The organism is Pseudomonas sp. TE24901 (assembly GCF_054058375.1).
This window is the reverse complement of sequence record NZ_JBSSAF010000026.1, coordinates 1-15,104: the sequence shown is the minus strand read 5'-3', so window position 1 is coordinate 15,104 and position 15,104 is coordinate 1. Positions and strand designations below refer to the sequence as shown.

The 15,104-nt window shown below is 63.4% G+C and carries 14 protein-coding genes and 1 pseudogene; 8 read left to right on the top strand and 7 right to left on the bottom strand.

The window, feature by feature from the left end:
* Nucleotides 1-67 precede the first annotated feature (67 nt).
* Nucleotides 68-1,000, top strand: a complete 933-nt coding sequence (locus tag ACVWVP_RS30270) for a flavin-nucleotide-binding protein (protein ID WP_457409777.1) — start codon at nt 68-70, stop codon at nt 998-1,000.
* Between the two features lie 190 nt (nt 1,001-1,190).
* Nucleotides 1,191-1,595 (top strand): RidA family protein, encoded by a 405-nt coding sequence (locus ACVWVP_RS30265; RefSeq protein ID WP_259175459.1) that lies wholly within the window; start codon nt 1,191-1,193, stop codon nt 1,593-1,595.
* A gap of 28 nt (nt 1,596-1,623) precedes the next feature.
* On the opposite strand, the gene ACVWVP_RS30260 is transcribed toward ACVWVP_RS30265, so the two are convergent.
* Nucleotides 1,624-3,111, bottom strand: a complete 1,488-nt coding sequence (locus ACVWVP_RS30260; protein WP_178923125.1) for an aldehyde dehydrogenase family protein — start codon at nt 3,109-3,111, stop codon at nt 1,624-1,626.
* A 238-nt stretch (nt 3,112-3,349) separates the two neighbouring features.
* Between ACVWVP_RS30260 and ACVWVP_RS30255 the strand changes: the two genes are divergently transcribed.
* Nucleotides 3,350-4,519 (top strand): p-hydroxyphenylacetate 3-hydroxylase oxygenase component, encoded by a 1,170-nt coding sequence (locus ACVWVP_RS30255; RefSeq protein ID WP_259175458.1) that lies wholly within the window; start codon nt 3,350-3,352, stop codon nt 4,517-4,519.
* Nucleotides 4,520-4,576: 57 nt separating this feature from the next.
* Nucleotides 4,577-5,056, top strand: a pseudogene (locus tag ACVWVP_RS30250) (flavin reductase family protein); the annotation flags it as partial.
* Between the two features lie 32 nt (nt 5,057-5,088).
* Here ACVWVP_RS30250 and ACVWVP_RS30245 read toward each other — a convergent pair.
* Nucleotides 5,089-6,411, bottom strand: a complete 1,323-nt coding sequence (locus tag ACVWVP_RS30245; RefSeq protein ID WP_178923131.1) for an alginate export family protein — start codon at nt 6,409-6,411, stop codon at nt 5,089-5,091.
* Between the two features lie 218 nt (nt 6,412-6,629).
* On the opposite strand from ACVWVP_RS30245, the gene ACVWVP_RS30240 reads away from it, so the two are divergent.
* The 3 genes from ACVWVP_RS30240 to feaR all read left to right on the top strand — a co-directional run bounded on the left by ACVWVP_RS30240 (nt 6,630) and on the right by feaR (nt 10,109).
* Nucleotides 6,630-8,129: an APC family permease gene (locus ACVWVP_RS30240; RefSeq protein ID WP_259175456.1), complete on the top strand. Its 1,500-nt coding sequence runs from the start codon at nt 6,630-6,632 to the stop codon at nt 8,127-8,129.
* The gene (locus ACVWVP_RS30235) at nt 8,092-8,658 is read left to right on the top strand and encodes a DUF3156 family protein (protein WP_457409772.1); all 567 of its coding nucleotides are present in this window, start codon (nt 8,092-8,094) and stop codon (nt 8,656-8,658) included. The genes ACVWVP_RS30240 and ACVWVP_RS30235 overlap by 38 nt, the downstream gene beginning before the upstream one ends.
* Nucleotides 8,659-9,167: 509 nt before the next feature.
* The gene (gene feaR / locus ACVWVP_RS30230; RefSeq protein ID WP_457409771.1) at nt 9,168-10,109 is read left to right on the top strand and encodes a transcriptional regulator FeaR; all 942 of its coding nucleotides are present in this window, start codon (nt 9,168-9,170) and stop codon (nt 10,107-10,109) included.
* 51 nt (nt 10,110-10,160) lie between these two features.
* Here feaR and ACVWVP_RS30225 read toward each other — a convergent pair whose 3' ends face one another.
* The 5 genes from ACVWVP_RS30225 to ACVWVP_RS30205 form a co-directional block, all read right to left on the bottom strand.
* Nucleotides 10,161-10,913, bottom strand: coding sequence for an SDR family oxidoreductase (locus ACVWVP_RS30225; RefSeq protein WP_457409769.1), 753 nt, complete (start codon nt 10,911-10,913; stop codon nt 10,161-10,163).
* A complete protein-coding gene (locus ACVWVP_RS30220) occupies nt 10,906-11,706 on the bottom strand; it encodes an SDR family NAD(P)-dependent oxidoreductase (protein ID WP_259175450.1) in 801 nt (266 codons plus the stop codon). The genes ACVWVP_RS30225 and ACVWVP_RS30220 overlap by 8 nt, the downstream gene beginning before the upstream one ends.
* The gene (locus tag ACVWVP_RS30215) at nt 11,699-12,520 is read right to left on the bottom strand and encodes a molybdenum cofactor biosynthesis F family protein (protein WP_457409768.1); all 822 of its coding nucleotides are present in this window, start codon (nt 12,518-12,520) and stop codon (nt 11,699-11,701) included. Before ACVWVP_RS30215 ends, ACVWVP_RS30220 begins: the two co-directional genes overlap by 8 nt.
* A 13-nt stretch (nt 12,521-12,533) precedes the next feature.
* Nucleotides 12,534-12,899 carry a cupin domain-containing protein gene (locus ACVWVP_RS30210; RefSeq protein ID WP_178923144.1) on the bottom strand — a complete coding sequence of 122 codons (366 nt, stop codon included), beginning with the start codon at nt 12,897-12,899 and terminating at the stop codon, nt 12,534-12,536.
* Between the two features lie 119 nt (nt 12,900-13,018).
* A complete protein-coding gene (locus tag ACVWVP_RS30205) occupies nt 13,019-14,317 on the bottom strand; it encodes an NAD(P)/FAD-dependent oxidoreductase (protein WP_178923146.1) in 1,299 nt (432 codons plus the stop codon).
* Nucleotides 14,318-14,524: 207 nt separating this feature from the next.
* On the opposite strand from ACVWVP_RS30205, the gene hpaR reads away from it, so the two are divergent.
* Nucleotides 14,525-14,953, top strand: a complete 429-nt coding sequence (gene hpaR / locus ACVWVP_RS30200; RefSeq protein WP_178923148.1) for a homoprotocatechuate degradation operon regulator HpaR — start codon at nt 14,525-14,527, stop codon at nt 14,951-14,953.
* Nucleotides 14,954-15,104: the final 151 nt, after the last annotated feature.

The window sequence follows — 15,104 nt, the reverse complement described above, 5'->3', positions numbered from 1 at the left end:
CGTGGTGATTCCCACGCCGGCGGGTAGGGCGCAGCATCGGGGTATCAACGAGTAGGAGGTACGCGCCATGAACCTGATCGAACAGTCTGTGTGGCATGCCGGCGAACGGCAGATTCAAGAGGCGGTGGGCGTGGCTGACCGCATGGCGGTAGTCGGGCCCAAGGTGATCCGCGATCACCTGCCGGAACAGCATCGTGACTTCTACCCCTTGTTGCCCTACTTGATGCTGGGCGTGGTGGACGAGCAGGGCATTCCCTGGGCGACGATGGTGGAAGGTGCGCCGGGTTTTGCCCATTCGCCGGACCCTTACACCTTGCAGATCGACAGCCTGCCGTCGATGAGCGACCCGGCCCGCGCCGCCTTTCGCCCGGGTGCTTCGGTCGGCCTGTTGGGGATCGACCTCAACACCCGCCGCCGCAACCGCATGAACGGCCGGATCGGCGCCCTTGATCACGACGGCTTTTCGGTCGACGTGGTACAGACCTATGGCAACTGCCCCAAATACATCCAACTGCGCCCGGTCGACTCGATCGCCCGCAAGCCCGGCAGCGCGGTGGAGCGCGCCGATGGGCTGGACGATACCGCCCGTGCCATGATCCGCAACGCCGATACATTCTTCGTCGCCAGCTACGTGGACGTGCAAGGCGAACGCTCGGTGGATGTGTCTCATCGAGGCGGCAATACCGGTTTTGTGCGCATCGACGGCAACGTCCTGACCATCCCCGACTTCGCCGGCAACCAGTTCTTCAACACCCTGGGCAACCTGCAGGCCAACCCGGTGGCGGGGTTGTTGTTCATCGACTTTGAGTCAGGGGATGTGTTGCAGCTAACCGGGCGCACCGCGTTGATCCTCGAAGGCCCCGAAGTGGCGCGGTTTGAAGGGGCACAACGGCTGTGGACAGTGACCGTGGAACACATGATCCGACGTCCCGCAGCATTGGCGTTGCGCTGGCAGTTTGCCGAGTTTTCACCGTTCAGCCTGGCGATGGGGCCTTGGTAGCCTGACCCAAGATGACCTGTAGTGAGCGAGCTTGCCTCGCGCGGCGGCGTGTCAGGTGTGAATAGGGGGCCTGACACACCGCCGCGCGAGGCAAGCTCGCTCACTACAAGTGTTGCGGGATGTTGAACGCGTCAGAGTGCGTGAGGCCGATGGGGTAGCCTTGTTTGCCTACCGACAACAAGGAAGCGTCATGCAACGAAAGGTCATCAATCCCACAACCGTGTTCAATTCCCTGCAATACGGTTTCAGCCAGGCCCTTGAAGTGCCGCAAGGCCGACGGATCATGTTGTCCGGCCAAGTGGGCGTGGAGGCCGATGAACGTACCGTCGGCCCGGGTATCACCGAGCAAACCTATGCCGCGCTAGGCAATATCGAAAAGGTCCTGGCCGAAGTGGGCGGCGATCTGTCCCATGTGATCATGCTGCGGCTGTACATCGCCGAGTCCGCCCGCGACCAGCAGGAGCCGATCGCCCAGGCGCTGCGTGAGCGTTTCCCCCGCAACCCGCCACCGTCCTCGTGGATTATCGTCAGCGGTTTGTCGTTGCCCGAATGGCTGATCGAAATCGAGGCCGAAGCCGTTATCCCCGCCGCCTGAATAACCCGTAGGAGCCGGCAAGAAACAGTCAATAGCGGATCATCACCGACTTCAGCTCGGTGTAGTCCTCGATGAACGCGCCACCAAATTCCCGCCCGACCCCCGAAGACCGGTTGCCACCAAACGGCACGGCCGGGTCGAGCAGGGTGTGCATGTTCACCCACAAGGTGCCGGCGTTGATCGCCGGCACCATGCGCAGGGCCTTGCCCAAATCGTTGGTCCACAGGCTGGCGCTGAGGCCGTAGGGGCTGTTGTTCATCAGCGCGAGCAGTTCGTCTTCGCTGTCGTAGGCCAGGAAGGTGGCGATGGGGCCGAAGGTTTCCTCGTTGAGCAGGGTATCGGCGGCGCTGTTGGCGAGGATCACGGTGGGTTCGATGTAGCAGCCTGGGCGGTCGATGAGGGTGCCGCCGTGGATGATCGTGTTGTGCTCGGCCCGGGCCCGGTCGATGTAGCCGAGCAGTTTCATCTGGTGCTGCTGGTGGGTGACCGGGCCAAACTCGGTGCGTTCATCCAGGGGCGAGCCGATGGTCAGGCGGCTGAGGCGCTGGCTCAGGGTGTCCAGCACCGCCTCGATCTGCGAGCGGTGCACGTAGAAGCGCTCGGCCGCCGCGCAGATTTGCCCCGAGTGCAAGAAGCCTGCTTCAAGGATGCCGTCCACCGCCTTGTCCACGTCCACGTCGCGCAGGAACCCCGCCGCATTCTTGCCGCCCAGTTCCAGGGTCGCACGGGTGAGGCCGGCGCCCATGGCGCTGCGCCCCACGGCAATGCCGGTGGGCACCGAGCCAGTGAAGGACACCTTGTGCGTGCCGGGGTGCTCCACCAAACCCTTGCCGACGTGACCGCTGCCGGTCAACACATTGAGCACGCCGGCCGGCAGCCCGGCTTCAATGGCCAGTTCGGCAATGCGCAAGATCGTCAGCGGCGTGAACTCGCTGGGCTTGATGATGATGCTGCAGCCGGTCACCAGCGCCGAGGCGAGTTTCCAGATGGCAATCATGGTGGAGAAATTCCACGGCACGATGCCCACCACCACGCCCACCGGTTCGCGCAGGGTGAACGCGGTGTAGCGCTCGCCGTTGAACGAGGGCAGCGACGGGGTGATTGTCTGGCCGCTGATCTTGGTGGCCCACCCGGCGTAGTAACGCAGGAAGTGCGCCGCCTGGTCGACCTCGAACGCACGGGAAATCTGGATGATCTTGCCCGACTGGCACGTCTCGATCTGCGCCAGTTCCTCGCGGTTGCGCTCCAGCAAATCCGCCAGCTTGAGCAACACGTTGCCACGGGTTGCCGGTGCAGCCTGGGACCATTGCTGGAAGCCGCGGTTGGCGGAGTCTACCGCCGCGTCGATATCCGCCAGGTCCGCATCGGCCACTTGGGCGATCACCTGCCCAGTGGCCGGGTTGGTCACCGCCAGGGTCTGGCTGGAGTGGCTGCGCACATTGGCGCCGTCGATGAACAACCCATGGGGCCGGCGCAAAAAGGCTTCGACTTGAGGCAGCAGCGGGATATCGCTCATGGCAGGTTTCCTGGCAGGTCACAAAAGAAAACCCGAGGGTAACCAGCGGGCGGCCCGGTGAGCTTGTCTGTGCCTGCCGCGCCTCATGTCTGTGGCTGCCACTGTCATGGAAAGTACAACCTCTCCTGTGGAACGTGCATTTTCCAGGCGCGCTGCCCCATCGATACTGGCCCTGCATCCGGCGTCGTTCCTCTGTTTGGAGCGTCTGCCCGACTTCCAATAATAAGCAGGGCCGTCCATGAAAAAGCCAAACCCACTCCTTGAAGACCTCAAGCCACTCCTGCCCCTCATTGCAGCGAATGCCTGCCGTGCCGAACAACAGCGCCAGGTGCCGGATGAAAACATCGCACTGCTCAAAAGCATCGGCCTGCACCGTGCTTTCCAGCCCAAGGCCTATGGGGGCCTGGAGCTTTCGCTGCCCGAGTTTGCCGATTGCATCGCCGCGCTTGCCGGCAGTTGCGCCAGCACCGCCTGGGCCATGAGTTTGCTGTGTACCCACAGCCATCAATTGGCGCTGTTTTCGGCGCGGTTGCAGCAGGACATCTGGGGCGAAAACCCCGACGCCACCGCCAGCAGCAGTATTGCGCCGTTCGGCCGGGTGGTGGAGGGCGAGGGTGGTGTGCATTTCAGCGGTGAAATGGGCTGGAGCAGCGGCTGTGACCATGGCGAGTGGGCGATTGTCGGCTGCCGTCGGCAGAACCTTGAGGGCGGCCAGGATTACTGCTTTGCCGTGCTGCCGCGCAGCGATTACCAGATCCGTGACGACTGGTACGCGGCGGGCATGAAAGGCAGCGGCACCAAGACCCTGGTGATCGACAACGCCTGGGTGCCCGAGTATCGCATCCAGAAAGCCAAGGACATGATGGAAGGCAAGTCCGCAGGCTTTGGCCTGTACCCCGACAGCCAGATTTTCTATGCGCCGTACCGCCCGTATTTCGCCAGTGGTTTTTCCACCGTGAGCCTGGGCATCGCCGAGCGCATGCTGGAGGTGTTCCGCGAAAAAACCAGAAACCGCGTGCGTGCCTACACCGGCGCCGCGGTCGGTGCGGCCACCCCTGCGTTGATGCGCCTGGCCGAGTCCACCCACCAGGTGGCCGCTGCCCGGGCGTTCCTCGAAAAGACCTGGCAGGACCACGCCGAACACAGCGCCGCCCACCGTTACCCCAGCCGTGAAACCCTGGCGTTCTGGCGCACCAACCAGGCCTACGCGACCAAGATGTGCATCGAGGCCGTGGACCGCCTGTTCGCCGCCGCAGGGGGCAACGCCTGGTTCGACCACAACGAAATGCAGCGCCTGTTCCGCGATTCCCACATGACCGGCGCCCATGCCTACACCGACTACGACGTCTGCGCGCAGATCCTCGGCCGTGAGCTGATGGGCCTGGAGCCCGATCCGAGCATGGTGTGACGGGTTCTTCCACTACAACAATCAGGGCGCCCGTTGGAGGGCACCCGGGAGTCTTGCATGTCTGAGAGCAGCCTTTTCGACCCACGGGCGTTTCGCCGCGCCCTGGGCAACTTCGCCACCGGCGTGACCGTGGTCACCGCCGCCACGGCCTCCGGGCGCAAGGTGGGCGTGACCGCCAACAGTTTCAATTCGGTGTCCCTCGACCCGCCGCTGGTGCTGTGGAGCATCGACAAACGCTCCAACAGCCATGAGGTGTTCGAGGAAGCCAGCCACTTTGCGGTGAACGTGCTGGCGGCCGACCAGGTGCACCTGTCCAACAACTTTGCGCGCCCCCGTGAAGACCGTTTTGCCCTGATCGAATACGAACCGGGGGAGGGGGGCTCGCCGGTGTTCGCCGATTGTTCGGCGCGGTTCCACTGCGAGAAATACCAGCAGGTGGACGGCGGCGATCACTGGATCATGATCGGCAAGGTGGTGGCCTTCGACGACTTCGGCCGCGCCCCGCTGCTGTATCACCAGGGGGTGTATGCCGAGGTTCAGGCGCTGCGTCCGTGCGCGCCCGAGGCGGTTCAGAACGGTACGGCCACCACCAGTTGACTGTAGACATTGGTGCCGTTGCCGCCGACCTGGTTGCCGCCGCTCGCGGCATCCTTGTCGGGTTTGTAGAGACCCAGCAGCGGCGTGATGATCAGGTGCTCGTTCACCGCCCATTCGGCGTATAGGTCCAGCTCGCGGCCATCCAGATTTAGTTGGTCGCGGGTGCTGACGGTGCTGTAGTCGAAGAACAGTGCGCCGAGGGTGAGGTTCTCCAGCGGCTTGACCTTGAGTGCCACGTGCTGCACGGCGGTGTTGCTGTTGTAGGGGCCGGAATAGTTGCCCGCCACTTCACCTTGCACCCAGGTGCCGTAACCCCGGTTGAAGCCGGAAAACATCCCGTCCCAATTGCTCGAATAGCGCGCGTAGCGGTAGGTCAGGTCCGGTGACCAGGGCAGGTCGGCGAAGGTGTAGCCGGCCTCGGCATAGCCGGCGTTCTGCTGGCTGTCGCGCCGGTCCTGGCGGGCCAGTTCAAAGGCGAAGTGCGCATTGTCGATGCCCGCGTTGCCGGCGCCGCGCAGGCTGTAGAGGTTCATGCCTTTGCGCTGGCGCTGCAGGTCGGTGGCGAAGCGTTCGTCGACGTCGATGCCATGAATGTAGGTGAGCCCCAGGGTGCCGGGGGCGGCCGTGTATTCCAGGGTGCCGGCCGCCATCTCGGTCATGGCCTGGGCCGGGTTGTCGGACTTGATCCACATCAGGCTGCCATGCACGCCGTCTTTACCACCGAGGCGAATCACTGCGGTCTTGTCAAACGCATGCCGCGCGGCAATGTAGTAGGCGCCGCCGCGATTGAATTCCCCATCGCCCACGCCCTTGCCCAGGTTGGGGCCGTCGTCGTTGACGATAAAACCGTCTCCCAGGGTGATGATCTGCCGACCGAACGACAGGTCCAGGCCGTCCTTGCCCAGCGCCGGGAACAGGTCGCCGGAGCGCCAGCCAGCAAAGGCTTCGTCAAACTTGGTGGTGCGCTCCTGGCCCGTGGTCACCCCGGAGGCATCGCCGTCGCCCCAGGTGCCGGAACTCACCAGGTTGGCCGTGCCGTACACGCCGCCAAAGCTGCCCAGGCTTTGCTCCACGCTCAAGCCGTACTTGATGAACGCTTCGCGCCAGGTCGAACCGCCGCTGCGCCCGTCGTAGTTTTTCGGGCTGTTGAACATCCCGTACACGGCGAGGAAGTTGCCGGTGACCTTGGTGTCGGCGTCGGCGTACAACTCGACCGCCTGGGCCTGGCCCACCAGCAACGCAATGCCCAGGCCGACCGCCTGGCGCAGGCGGCGATTTTTCAGTGTGTGCTCCATTGTTATTGTCCCCAGCTTGGTTAAGAGTGAGGGCGCATTAGGGCGAGCGGTGGGAGGCCAAGTCTTTCATTTGCGTGCCAGGGAATTGACCCAGGCCGCCACGCTGCACGCCGTGGCAGGGAGCAACAAAAGCGCCGGCAGACAGGGGCAAGACGATCAACTCGAGTGGGGCGCAGAGTGATTGCACATTAAAAAAAACCGTCTACGAGGACCCCATCATGTCGATCAACGACCGACTCACCGCGCACCTCAACCGGGGCACGGTCGGTTTCCCCACCGCGTTGGCCAGCACCATTGGCCTGATCATGGCCAGCCCGGTGATTCTCACCGCCACCATGGGCTTCGGCATCGGCGGCAGTGCGTTCGCCCTGGCGATGCTGATCGCCGTGGTGATGATGCTCGCCCAGGCCACCACCTTCGCCGAGGCGGCGTCGATCCTGCCCACCACCGGCTCGGTGTACGACTACATCAACTGCGGCATGGGGCGGTTCTTTGCGATCACCGGCACCTTGTCGGCCTACCTGATCGTGCATGTGTTCGCCGGCACCGCCGAGACCATCCTGTCCGGCGTCATGGCCCTGGTGAACTTCGAACACCTCAACACATTGGCAGAATCAGCCGGGGGTTCATGGCTGCTGGGCGTGGGCTTCGTGATCGTCTTTGGTGTGCTGAACGCCTTCGGCGTGAGCGCGTTTGGCCGGGCGGAAATCATCCTCACCTTTGGCATGTGGACCACCCTCATGGTGTTCGGCGTGCTCGGCCTGATCGCCGCGCCTGCCGTGCAGTTGGAGGGCTGGTTCGGCGAGTCGCTGGTGGGCACCGACCTGGTCACCGTGCTGTCGCTGGTGGGCATGGCGATGTTCATGTTTGTCGGCTGCGAGTTCGTCACCCCCCTGGCACCGGACCTGCGCCAATCGGCCAAGGTCATGCCGCGCGCAATGATGCTGGGACTGATGGGCGTGGCCACGTGCATGTTCATCTACGGCGCGGCAATGAAACGCCAAGTGGAAAACGTGGTGCTCGACGCCGCCAGCGGCGTCCACCTGCTGGACACCCCGATGGCCATCCCCAAATTCGCCGAACAGGTGATGGGCCAAATCGGCCCCCTATGGCTAGGCATCGGCTTCCTGTTTGCCGGTGCGGCCACCATCAACACCTTGATGGCCGGCGTGCCGCGCATCCTCTACGGCATGGCGGTGGACGGCGCATTGCCCAAGGTCTTCACCTACCTGCACCCGCGCTTCAAGACGCCGCTGCTGTGCATCCTCGTGGCGATGCTGATTCCCTGCCTGCACGCCCTGTACCTGGGCGGCAACACCGACAACATCATGCACCTGGTGCTGGCGGCGGTGTGCGCGTGGAGCTTTGCCTACCTGCTGGTGACAGTGTCGGTGGTGAGCCTGCGCATCCGCCGGCCAGACCTGCCACGGGCCTACCGCTCGCCGTGGTTCCCGTTGCCGCAGATTGTGTCGAGCATCGGCATTCTGTTGGGCATGTGGTTCATCACCCCACCCGGCATGAACCCCGCCGACATCTACATCCCCTTCGGCGTCATGCTCGCCGGCACGGCGGCGTATGCCTTGTTCTGGACCCTCGTGGTGCAGAAGGTCAACCCCTTCAAGCCCGCCTCTGTCGAGGACGTATTGGCCAAGGAATTCAGCAACGAACCGGGTAAGCCCCATGATGGTTACAACGACTTTGCGGCAAAGACTGTCTGACCTGTTCCGCGCCGACCGCGCCCCCGCCGGCTACCGCCCCGGCGTAACCCTGGCACACCTGCGCCGCAACCTCGGGCTGGCCACGCTGGAAGTGGACGGCGTGGCGTTCGAGATCATCGAACGCACCGAATCCCAACTGTTGATGCACCTGGTGCTGACCGAATTCGTGCTGCGCCTACCTGCTGCCACAGAGGGCAGCGCAAGCTACGAGGTGCACCACAGCGGCGCGATTCGACGCAACGGCATTCGCGTGCGATGCCGTTCCGGAAACCCGGCGTTGGGTCGTGAGTTGCAGGCGCAACTGTTGGCAGACACCACGCTGTTCCAGGCCCTGATGCCACTGGACTTCAAACGCCTGCGCATCGACCTGCACGACCAGCAATGGTGCGTACGCCTGGAACACATGGGCGGCAGCGAAGTCGTCAATCGCCTGCCGGCGTTTCGGCGTTACATCGCCCTGAGCCCACCACAGCGCACCCACCTCCTGCAAACCCTAAAAGGCCTGCAACGCCTACTATCAAGCTTCTAAAAACCACTCTCGATGCGAAGCGAGCGCCTTTGATCTTGATCTTAGGCGCCCCGTCAAACACGCTGGCCGTAAGCCGACATGGATTTGGGGGGTAAACCGGCAAGGATGCCGGTTTAGCCGCCCCGCGCCATGGATGGCGCGTGGCGGCGGCCCCCCAAATCCATGGCGGATTACGGGCACACCGAGCCTGGGCGAGGTGCCGAGTGTTGGGGCAAGAGCCCTTTTGGTTACTTTTGGGGCTCTTTTCCAAAAGTGACCCGCCGTAAGGGCGGAACCAATACCAGCCGTTACCACAGCAACGGATATGTACGCGATCCCAAGCGCCTCGACACCCAAGAGACCGCCATCGCCGGCAAGCCGGCTCCTACAGTCTGAACGCCAGCCAACCTCTGCCGATTGGCATCAATAGTGCTTCTACACCCCCCAACCACGATGTTCTTGCACGCATATAGATAACATGTTAACTATTGCACCAGAACAACAAAAAGAAGCCACTGCGGAGACACCCCATGAGCATCCCACAGCATGCACACGACGGGCTCGACACCTGGAACCGCGACCTGCGCGCCGCCTGCGGTTACTTCGACACCGAACTGGCCTTCAACCGCTCCCTGTTCATCGGCGAAATCCGCGACCTCCCACGCGGCCTTGCCATCCTGCGCACCAATGCCGGGCTGATCAAACGCCCCGCGCACCACGCCGACCACGACAACGACCAGGACTGCTTCCTGGTCAGCCAACGCAGCGGTTACTCCCAGATCGTACAAAACGGCCAGACCCTGCAACTGGCCCCCGGCGAAATGCTGCTGATGGACTCGGTAGGCTCCATCGAAATCACCCCCTTCGGCCTGATCGAACACGCCTCCCTGTCACTGTCCCGCGCCGACGTGTGCAAACACCTGGGCGGCGATGCACGGGCCTTCGGCAAGATCTCCTCGACCAAAGCCTGCGGGCGCATGCTGCACGTGCTGATGGACCAACTGTGCAAGGACGACACCGCAGACGGCGCTGGCGAAGTGGAAGCGCTGCAAAGCGCCTTCGTCTCGCTGCTGGGCTCGGCCCTGGAGCAGGGTGACGAGTGCCGCGAGGGCATGGCGGCGCTGCAGGGCAACAACCTGCGCAGCTACGTGCAGAAGGTCATTGATGAATCCCTCAGTCAACCAGGCTTGAGCCCGATCGGCCTGGCCAACCGTTTGAATATATCGGTGCGGCACCTGTACCGCTTGTTCGAGGAACAGGACGACAGCGTCTGCCGTTACATCCAGCGCGCCCGCCTCAAGCGCAGCGCGGATGACCTGACCAACCCGTTCCTGCGCAGCGAATCGATCACCTCGATTGCCTACAAATGGGGCTTTACCGACTCGGCACATTTCAGCCGGTCGTTCAAGAAGCAGTTCGAAGTGTCGCCGAAGGATTTTCGGTCGAGCCGGATGCAAGCAGTTGGGGCATGAGCCTGCGTGTGCGATCTTGAAACCAAAACAGAACCATTGTGGGAGCGGTGTTCAGACTTCGGGGAGGGTCGCACCGCCGTCCACCACCAGGGTCTGCCCTGTGATGTAGCTGGCGAGGTCGGAGGCGAGGAACAGCATGGCGCCGGCAATATCCGCCGCCGCGCCCAAGCGTCCCAGCGGCACACGGCTGGCAATGGCGTCATTCAACGCTGCATCGCCCAGGTTGCCCATCGCCGGCGTGGCGATCATGCCCGGTTCCACACCGTTGACCCGCACATTCAACGGCGCCAGCTCCAGCGCCGCATTGCGGATAAACCCGTTGACCCCGGCCTTGGACGCCGCGTAATGGCTGAGCCCCGGGTAACCGACGCGGTTGCCGGTCACCGAAGACGTGACCAGCACACAACCCCGACCCTGTTCGCGAAACGCCGGCAAGGCCGCCTGGGTCAGCCAGAACAGCGCCGACAGGTTGACCGCCAAGGTCCGTTGCAGGATCTCTGGCGTAATGTCTTCAAACGCCGTCAGCGGAAAATACCCGGCGTTGTGCACCAGGATATCCAGTTGCGGCAGCCGCTGAACGCACTCAAGCACTGCCTGTGAATCGGCCAGGTCGACACCCACTGCGTCGACGCGACAGCCCAGGGCCGACAGCTCGACGGCCGCGGCCTGGGCCTGGGCCAGCAACCGGTCGGCAATCACCACCCGCGCGCCACGCCTGGCAAACGCCTCGACGATGCCCCGGCCGATGCCTTGGGCACCGCCGGTCACCAGCACCACGTGCCCGCTGAAATCCAGGTCATTCATCGGCATTCTCCAAGTGAGCAAAGGCCAATGTGGGCACATCGACAATGCTGGAACCACCGTCTGCCACCAACGTCGCCCCGGTGATGATCGACGCATCACGGGAGGCCAGGAAGCGGCACACCTTGGCGATCTCGTCGGCACTGGCCGCCCGGCGCAGCGGTACATCGGCGCAGACCCGGGCATAGGCCTGCTGCAAGGTCTCGCCATAGGCGTCCATCAACGGCTGCATTTCCGCATCGGCCATGGGCGTGCGCACCCAGCCCGGGCACACTGCGTTCACCCGCACGCCGTGCGGCCCGTAGTCCCGGGCCAGGGAGCGATTGAGCCCGAGCAGCGCATGCTTGGCCGTGGTGTAGCCGCACACTTCGGGGCCCGCCGCCAACGAGGCGATAGAGCCGATCAGTACGATGTTGCCCGCGCTGTCCTGCAACAGCGGCAGGCAGGCACGGGCGCTGTAGAACGCACTGTCCAGGTTGCTGCGCAGGGCGCCTTCCCAGGTGGACGGGCTGGTCTGGGTGGCGCTGCCCAGGCCATGGCCACCGGCACAGGCCAGCAGCACATCGAGACGCCCGTACCGTTCGCGGATCTGGTCGATAAACCCCTCCCACGTGACCGGACAAGCCGCGTCGCCCACCAGGATCAGGCCGCCCGTGTCCCGCGCCACCTGTTCCAGCGGTTCACGGCGGCGGCCGATCAGCACCACCTGCGCGCCTTCTTCGGCATACAGCCGGGCACAGGCCGCGCCGATGCCCGTGCCGGCACCGGTGATCACCACCGTGCGCGGCTCAGTCACGGGGGTATTCCGTGCGGTTGAGCACCTGGCAATAGGAACTCACCGGGAAGTTCGACAGCGCATCGAACGACGCCCCGGCATAGCCGAAGATCTTGCCGTCGCTGCGGTGCTGCTGCAGGTCGATCAGCACCAGGCCGAGGGTGGGCACGATCTTCTCTTGCCACACGAACAGGTACAGCTGCTCGGCGATCTTGTAGTAATGGCAGCGGTCGGTGTCGCACAGGCCTTGCTCCACGCCCTTGAGGCATTGCCAGGCATAGAAGCGTTCGTTGAGGTAGATGTGCTCGTAGACCTCGCTGGGGCTGTAGCGATAACGGTTGCGTAGGCCTACCAGTTCGTCGGTGGGCGCGTGCAAGCAATGGCCGGCTTGCCAGGGGCGGTCGACACTGCCGTGCAGGAAATCAACCTCCACTGACGTCAGTGGCTTGCCGGCGAGGGCGCGATGGTAGAGGCCTTCATGGGTGTCGACCTGATCCGGCAGGCGCCCGATCACTGCCGTGAAGGAGGCGTTGGGCGTGTCCAGCACCAGGCTGATCGACCAACTGTGCCCGGCCTCGTGCTTGATGAAGTCCACCAGGTACAGGCCCGGACGGATCGAGGTGGCGCGGTATGGCGCGCTGCCTGTGGAATGCCCGTCAGCGGCATGCCAGGCCAGGCGGTCCTGCTCGAAGCGGTGTTCGATCTGCCAGCCATTGGCAAAGTGCAGGGTGAAAGTCTGGCCCGCCAGGTCGGCAAGGTTAGGCAGGATGAACGCGCCTGGGGCGAAGCCGTCGGCCAGTGCCCCTACGGTGATCCAGTCAGAAGAAGCGGTCATGGCGGCGCCTCCCTTACACGACGGCGAAGTAGTGTTTGACGAAGCTCTCGCTGACCACGTCCCACAGCACGGGCGTGCCTTTGGTCACGAACCAGCTGTCACCGGCCTTGTAGCGGGTGGTCTGGCCGGTGGATTCGTCGGTGAGCAGCACTTCGCCGGTGACCACGGTGGCTTGTTCGGCAAACGGATAGACCATGCGGAATTTGCCCCGGGTGGTGCCGAAATAGGCACTGCTGACCGGGTCGGTGGGCGCGCCGAAGGTCATCTTGCCGAAGGCACGCACCTCGCCTTCGAGGATCTCCGAGCCGAGGTCGGCCACGGTGCCCCAGGCGTCGAGTTCGCTGAGTTGGATATTGTGCTTGAGGGTCGTAAGGGTCATGGCAGTTGCTCCTGATGAATAATGTAGGAGCCCGGCTTGCCGGCGATGGCGTCCTAACGATCGCCATCGCCGGCAAGCCGGCTCCTACAGAGGGATAAAACGCCCAGGTGGGCGCGGGTTTAGCGGCGCCCGTTCCAGTAGCCGGAAAGCTGGTGCCAGGATTTGCCCGCCGTCAGCAACAGCGGACGAATCGCATCCTTGCCGAGGATGGTTGGGCGGTGGATCGAACTGACCAGGTCATAGCGCGCCGAGCCTTCGCTCATGCCTTCGGCCAGTACCTTGCAGATGATGTGGCTGGGGGTTACGCCAAAGCCCGAATAGCCCTGCACGAAAAACGCATTGCTGCGCCCCGGCAAGGTGCCGATCTGCGGGAACAGGTTGGGGCTGCACGCCATCGGCCCGCCCCAGGCCAGGTCGATTTTCACGTCCTTGAGGTAGGGGAAAATCTTCAGCATGAGCTGGCGGTTCCACGCCTTGAGGTCGCCGGGAATGTGTTCCACCAGCGGCGTGGCGGCGCCGAACAGCAGGCGGTTCTCGTTGGTGACGCGGTAGTAGTCGATCACCGGACGGATATCGCTGTAGGCCCCGCGAATCGGGCTGATGCGCTGGATCAATTCTTCGGACAACGGCTCGGTCATCATCTGGAACGCGTAGGTATTGATGGTCGAGCGGTGCAATTCCGGCTCCAGCTTGTTGAGGAAACTGTCACAGGCCCACAGCAGTTTGCTGGCGCGCACCGAACCCCGCCCGGTGCGCACGGTGATGCGTTCGCCGTAGCTGACTTCCAGGGCCGGGCTGTTCTCGAAGATCCGCACGCCATGCCCGGCCAGCGCGGTGGCTTCGCCCAGCAGCAGGTTCAGCGAATGCACATGGCCGCCGCCCATGTGCAGCAGGGCGCTGCTGTAGGCCTTGGAGCCGATGATCTGCTGCACGTCGGAGCCGCCGAGAAAGCGGATCTCGTGCTGGCTGTTGATCGACTTGAAGTCCTTCTCCCAGGCGCGCAGGGTTTTTTCCTGGCGGGCGTTGAAGCCCATGTAGCCGTAGCCGTGGCAGAAGTCCGCGTCGATGTTGTACTTGGCGATGCGGTTCTTGATGATGTCGGCGCCCAGGTCGCTGATCTCGAACACCTGGCGCAGGCCGTCTTCGCCGACGTCCTTCTTGATCTTCTCCAGGTCATGGCCGATGCCCGCCATGATCTGCCCGCCATTGCGACCGGTGCCGCCAAAGCCCAGGTAACGCGCTTCGAGCACCACGATGTTGGTGATGCCTTTTTCCGCGAGTTCCAGGGCCGTGTTGATGCCGGAGAAACCGCCGCCGATCACCACCACATCGGCGTCGACGTCCTGTTCCAGGGTGGGGAAGCTGAGGTTGTATTTCTTGGTGGCGGTGTAATACGTGGGGGTTTCGATGTTGATCATGGCGCAGCCTGAAAAAGTGAAGGAAGGCTCTAAAGCGGATGCCTCCATTAGGGGCCCTGGCGGGAGGGAAGTCTTGATCCTGCCTGCCCTGGCTTTTGATTCAGCGCGCCAGAGGCGCAGCGACAGACAAGTTATAGCGCGCTCGCGGGCAGGGAATGCTAGAGTTTCGTTAAATTATTAACTAAATACCCCGTGACCCTGATCCCTATGCCCAAACCTCGACAGTCCCTGACCCTGGCCTTGCTGCAAGCACGTGAGGCCGCGATGAGTTTTTTCCGCCCGTCCTTGAACGAACACGGCCTGACCGAACAGCAATGGCGCATCATCCGCATCCTTGAACAACACGGTGAGCTGGAGATTTACCAGTTGGCCGAACTGGCCTGCATCCTCAAGCCGAGCATGACCGGCGTGCTGGTACGCATGGAAACCGCCGGCATGGTGCACCGGCGCAAGGCCGAGCAAGACCAGCGCCGCGTGCTGGTGACCTTGGCCGACAAGGGCAAGGCGAGTTTTGAGTCCATGAGCCAATGCATGGAAGGCAACTACCAGCGTTTGCAGGATCAGTTGGGCGAAGCGAAGTTGCAGACCCTGCTGGGCCTGCTGGATGACCTGAAAAACATCAACCTCAAGCGCTGAAGCAACACTACCCACCCCTGTAGGAGCCCGGCTTGCCGGCGATGGCGCCCTCAAGATCGCCATCGCCGGCAAGCCGGGCTCCTACAGGGGTGATTCAGTACACGCTGCCTGCGTAGGTGGCCTCGGGAGTGCCCTTGAATTTCCCTGCCAG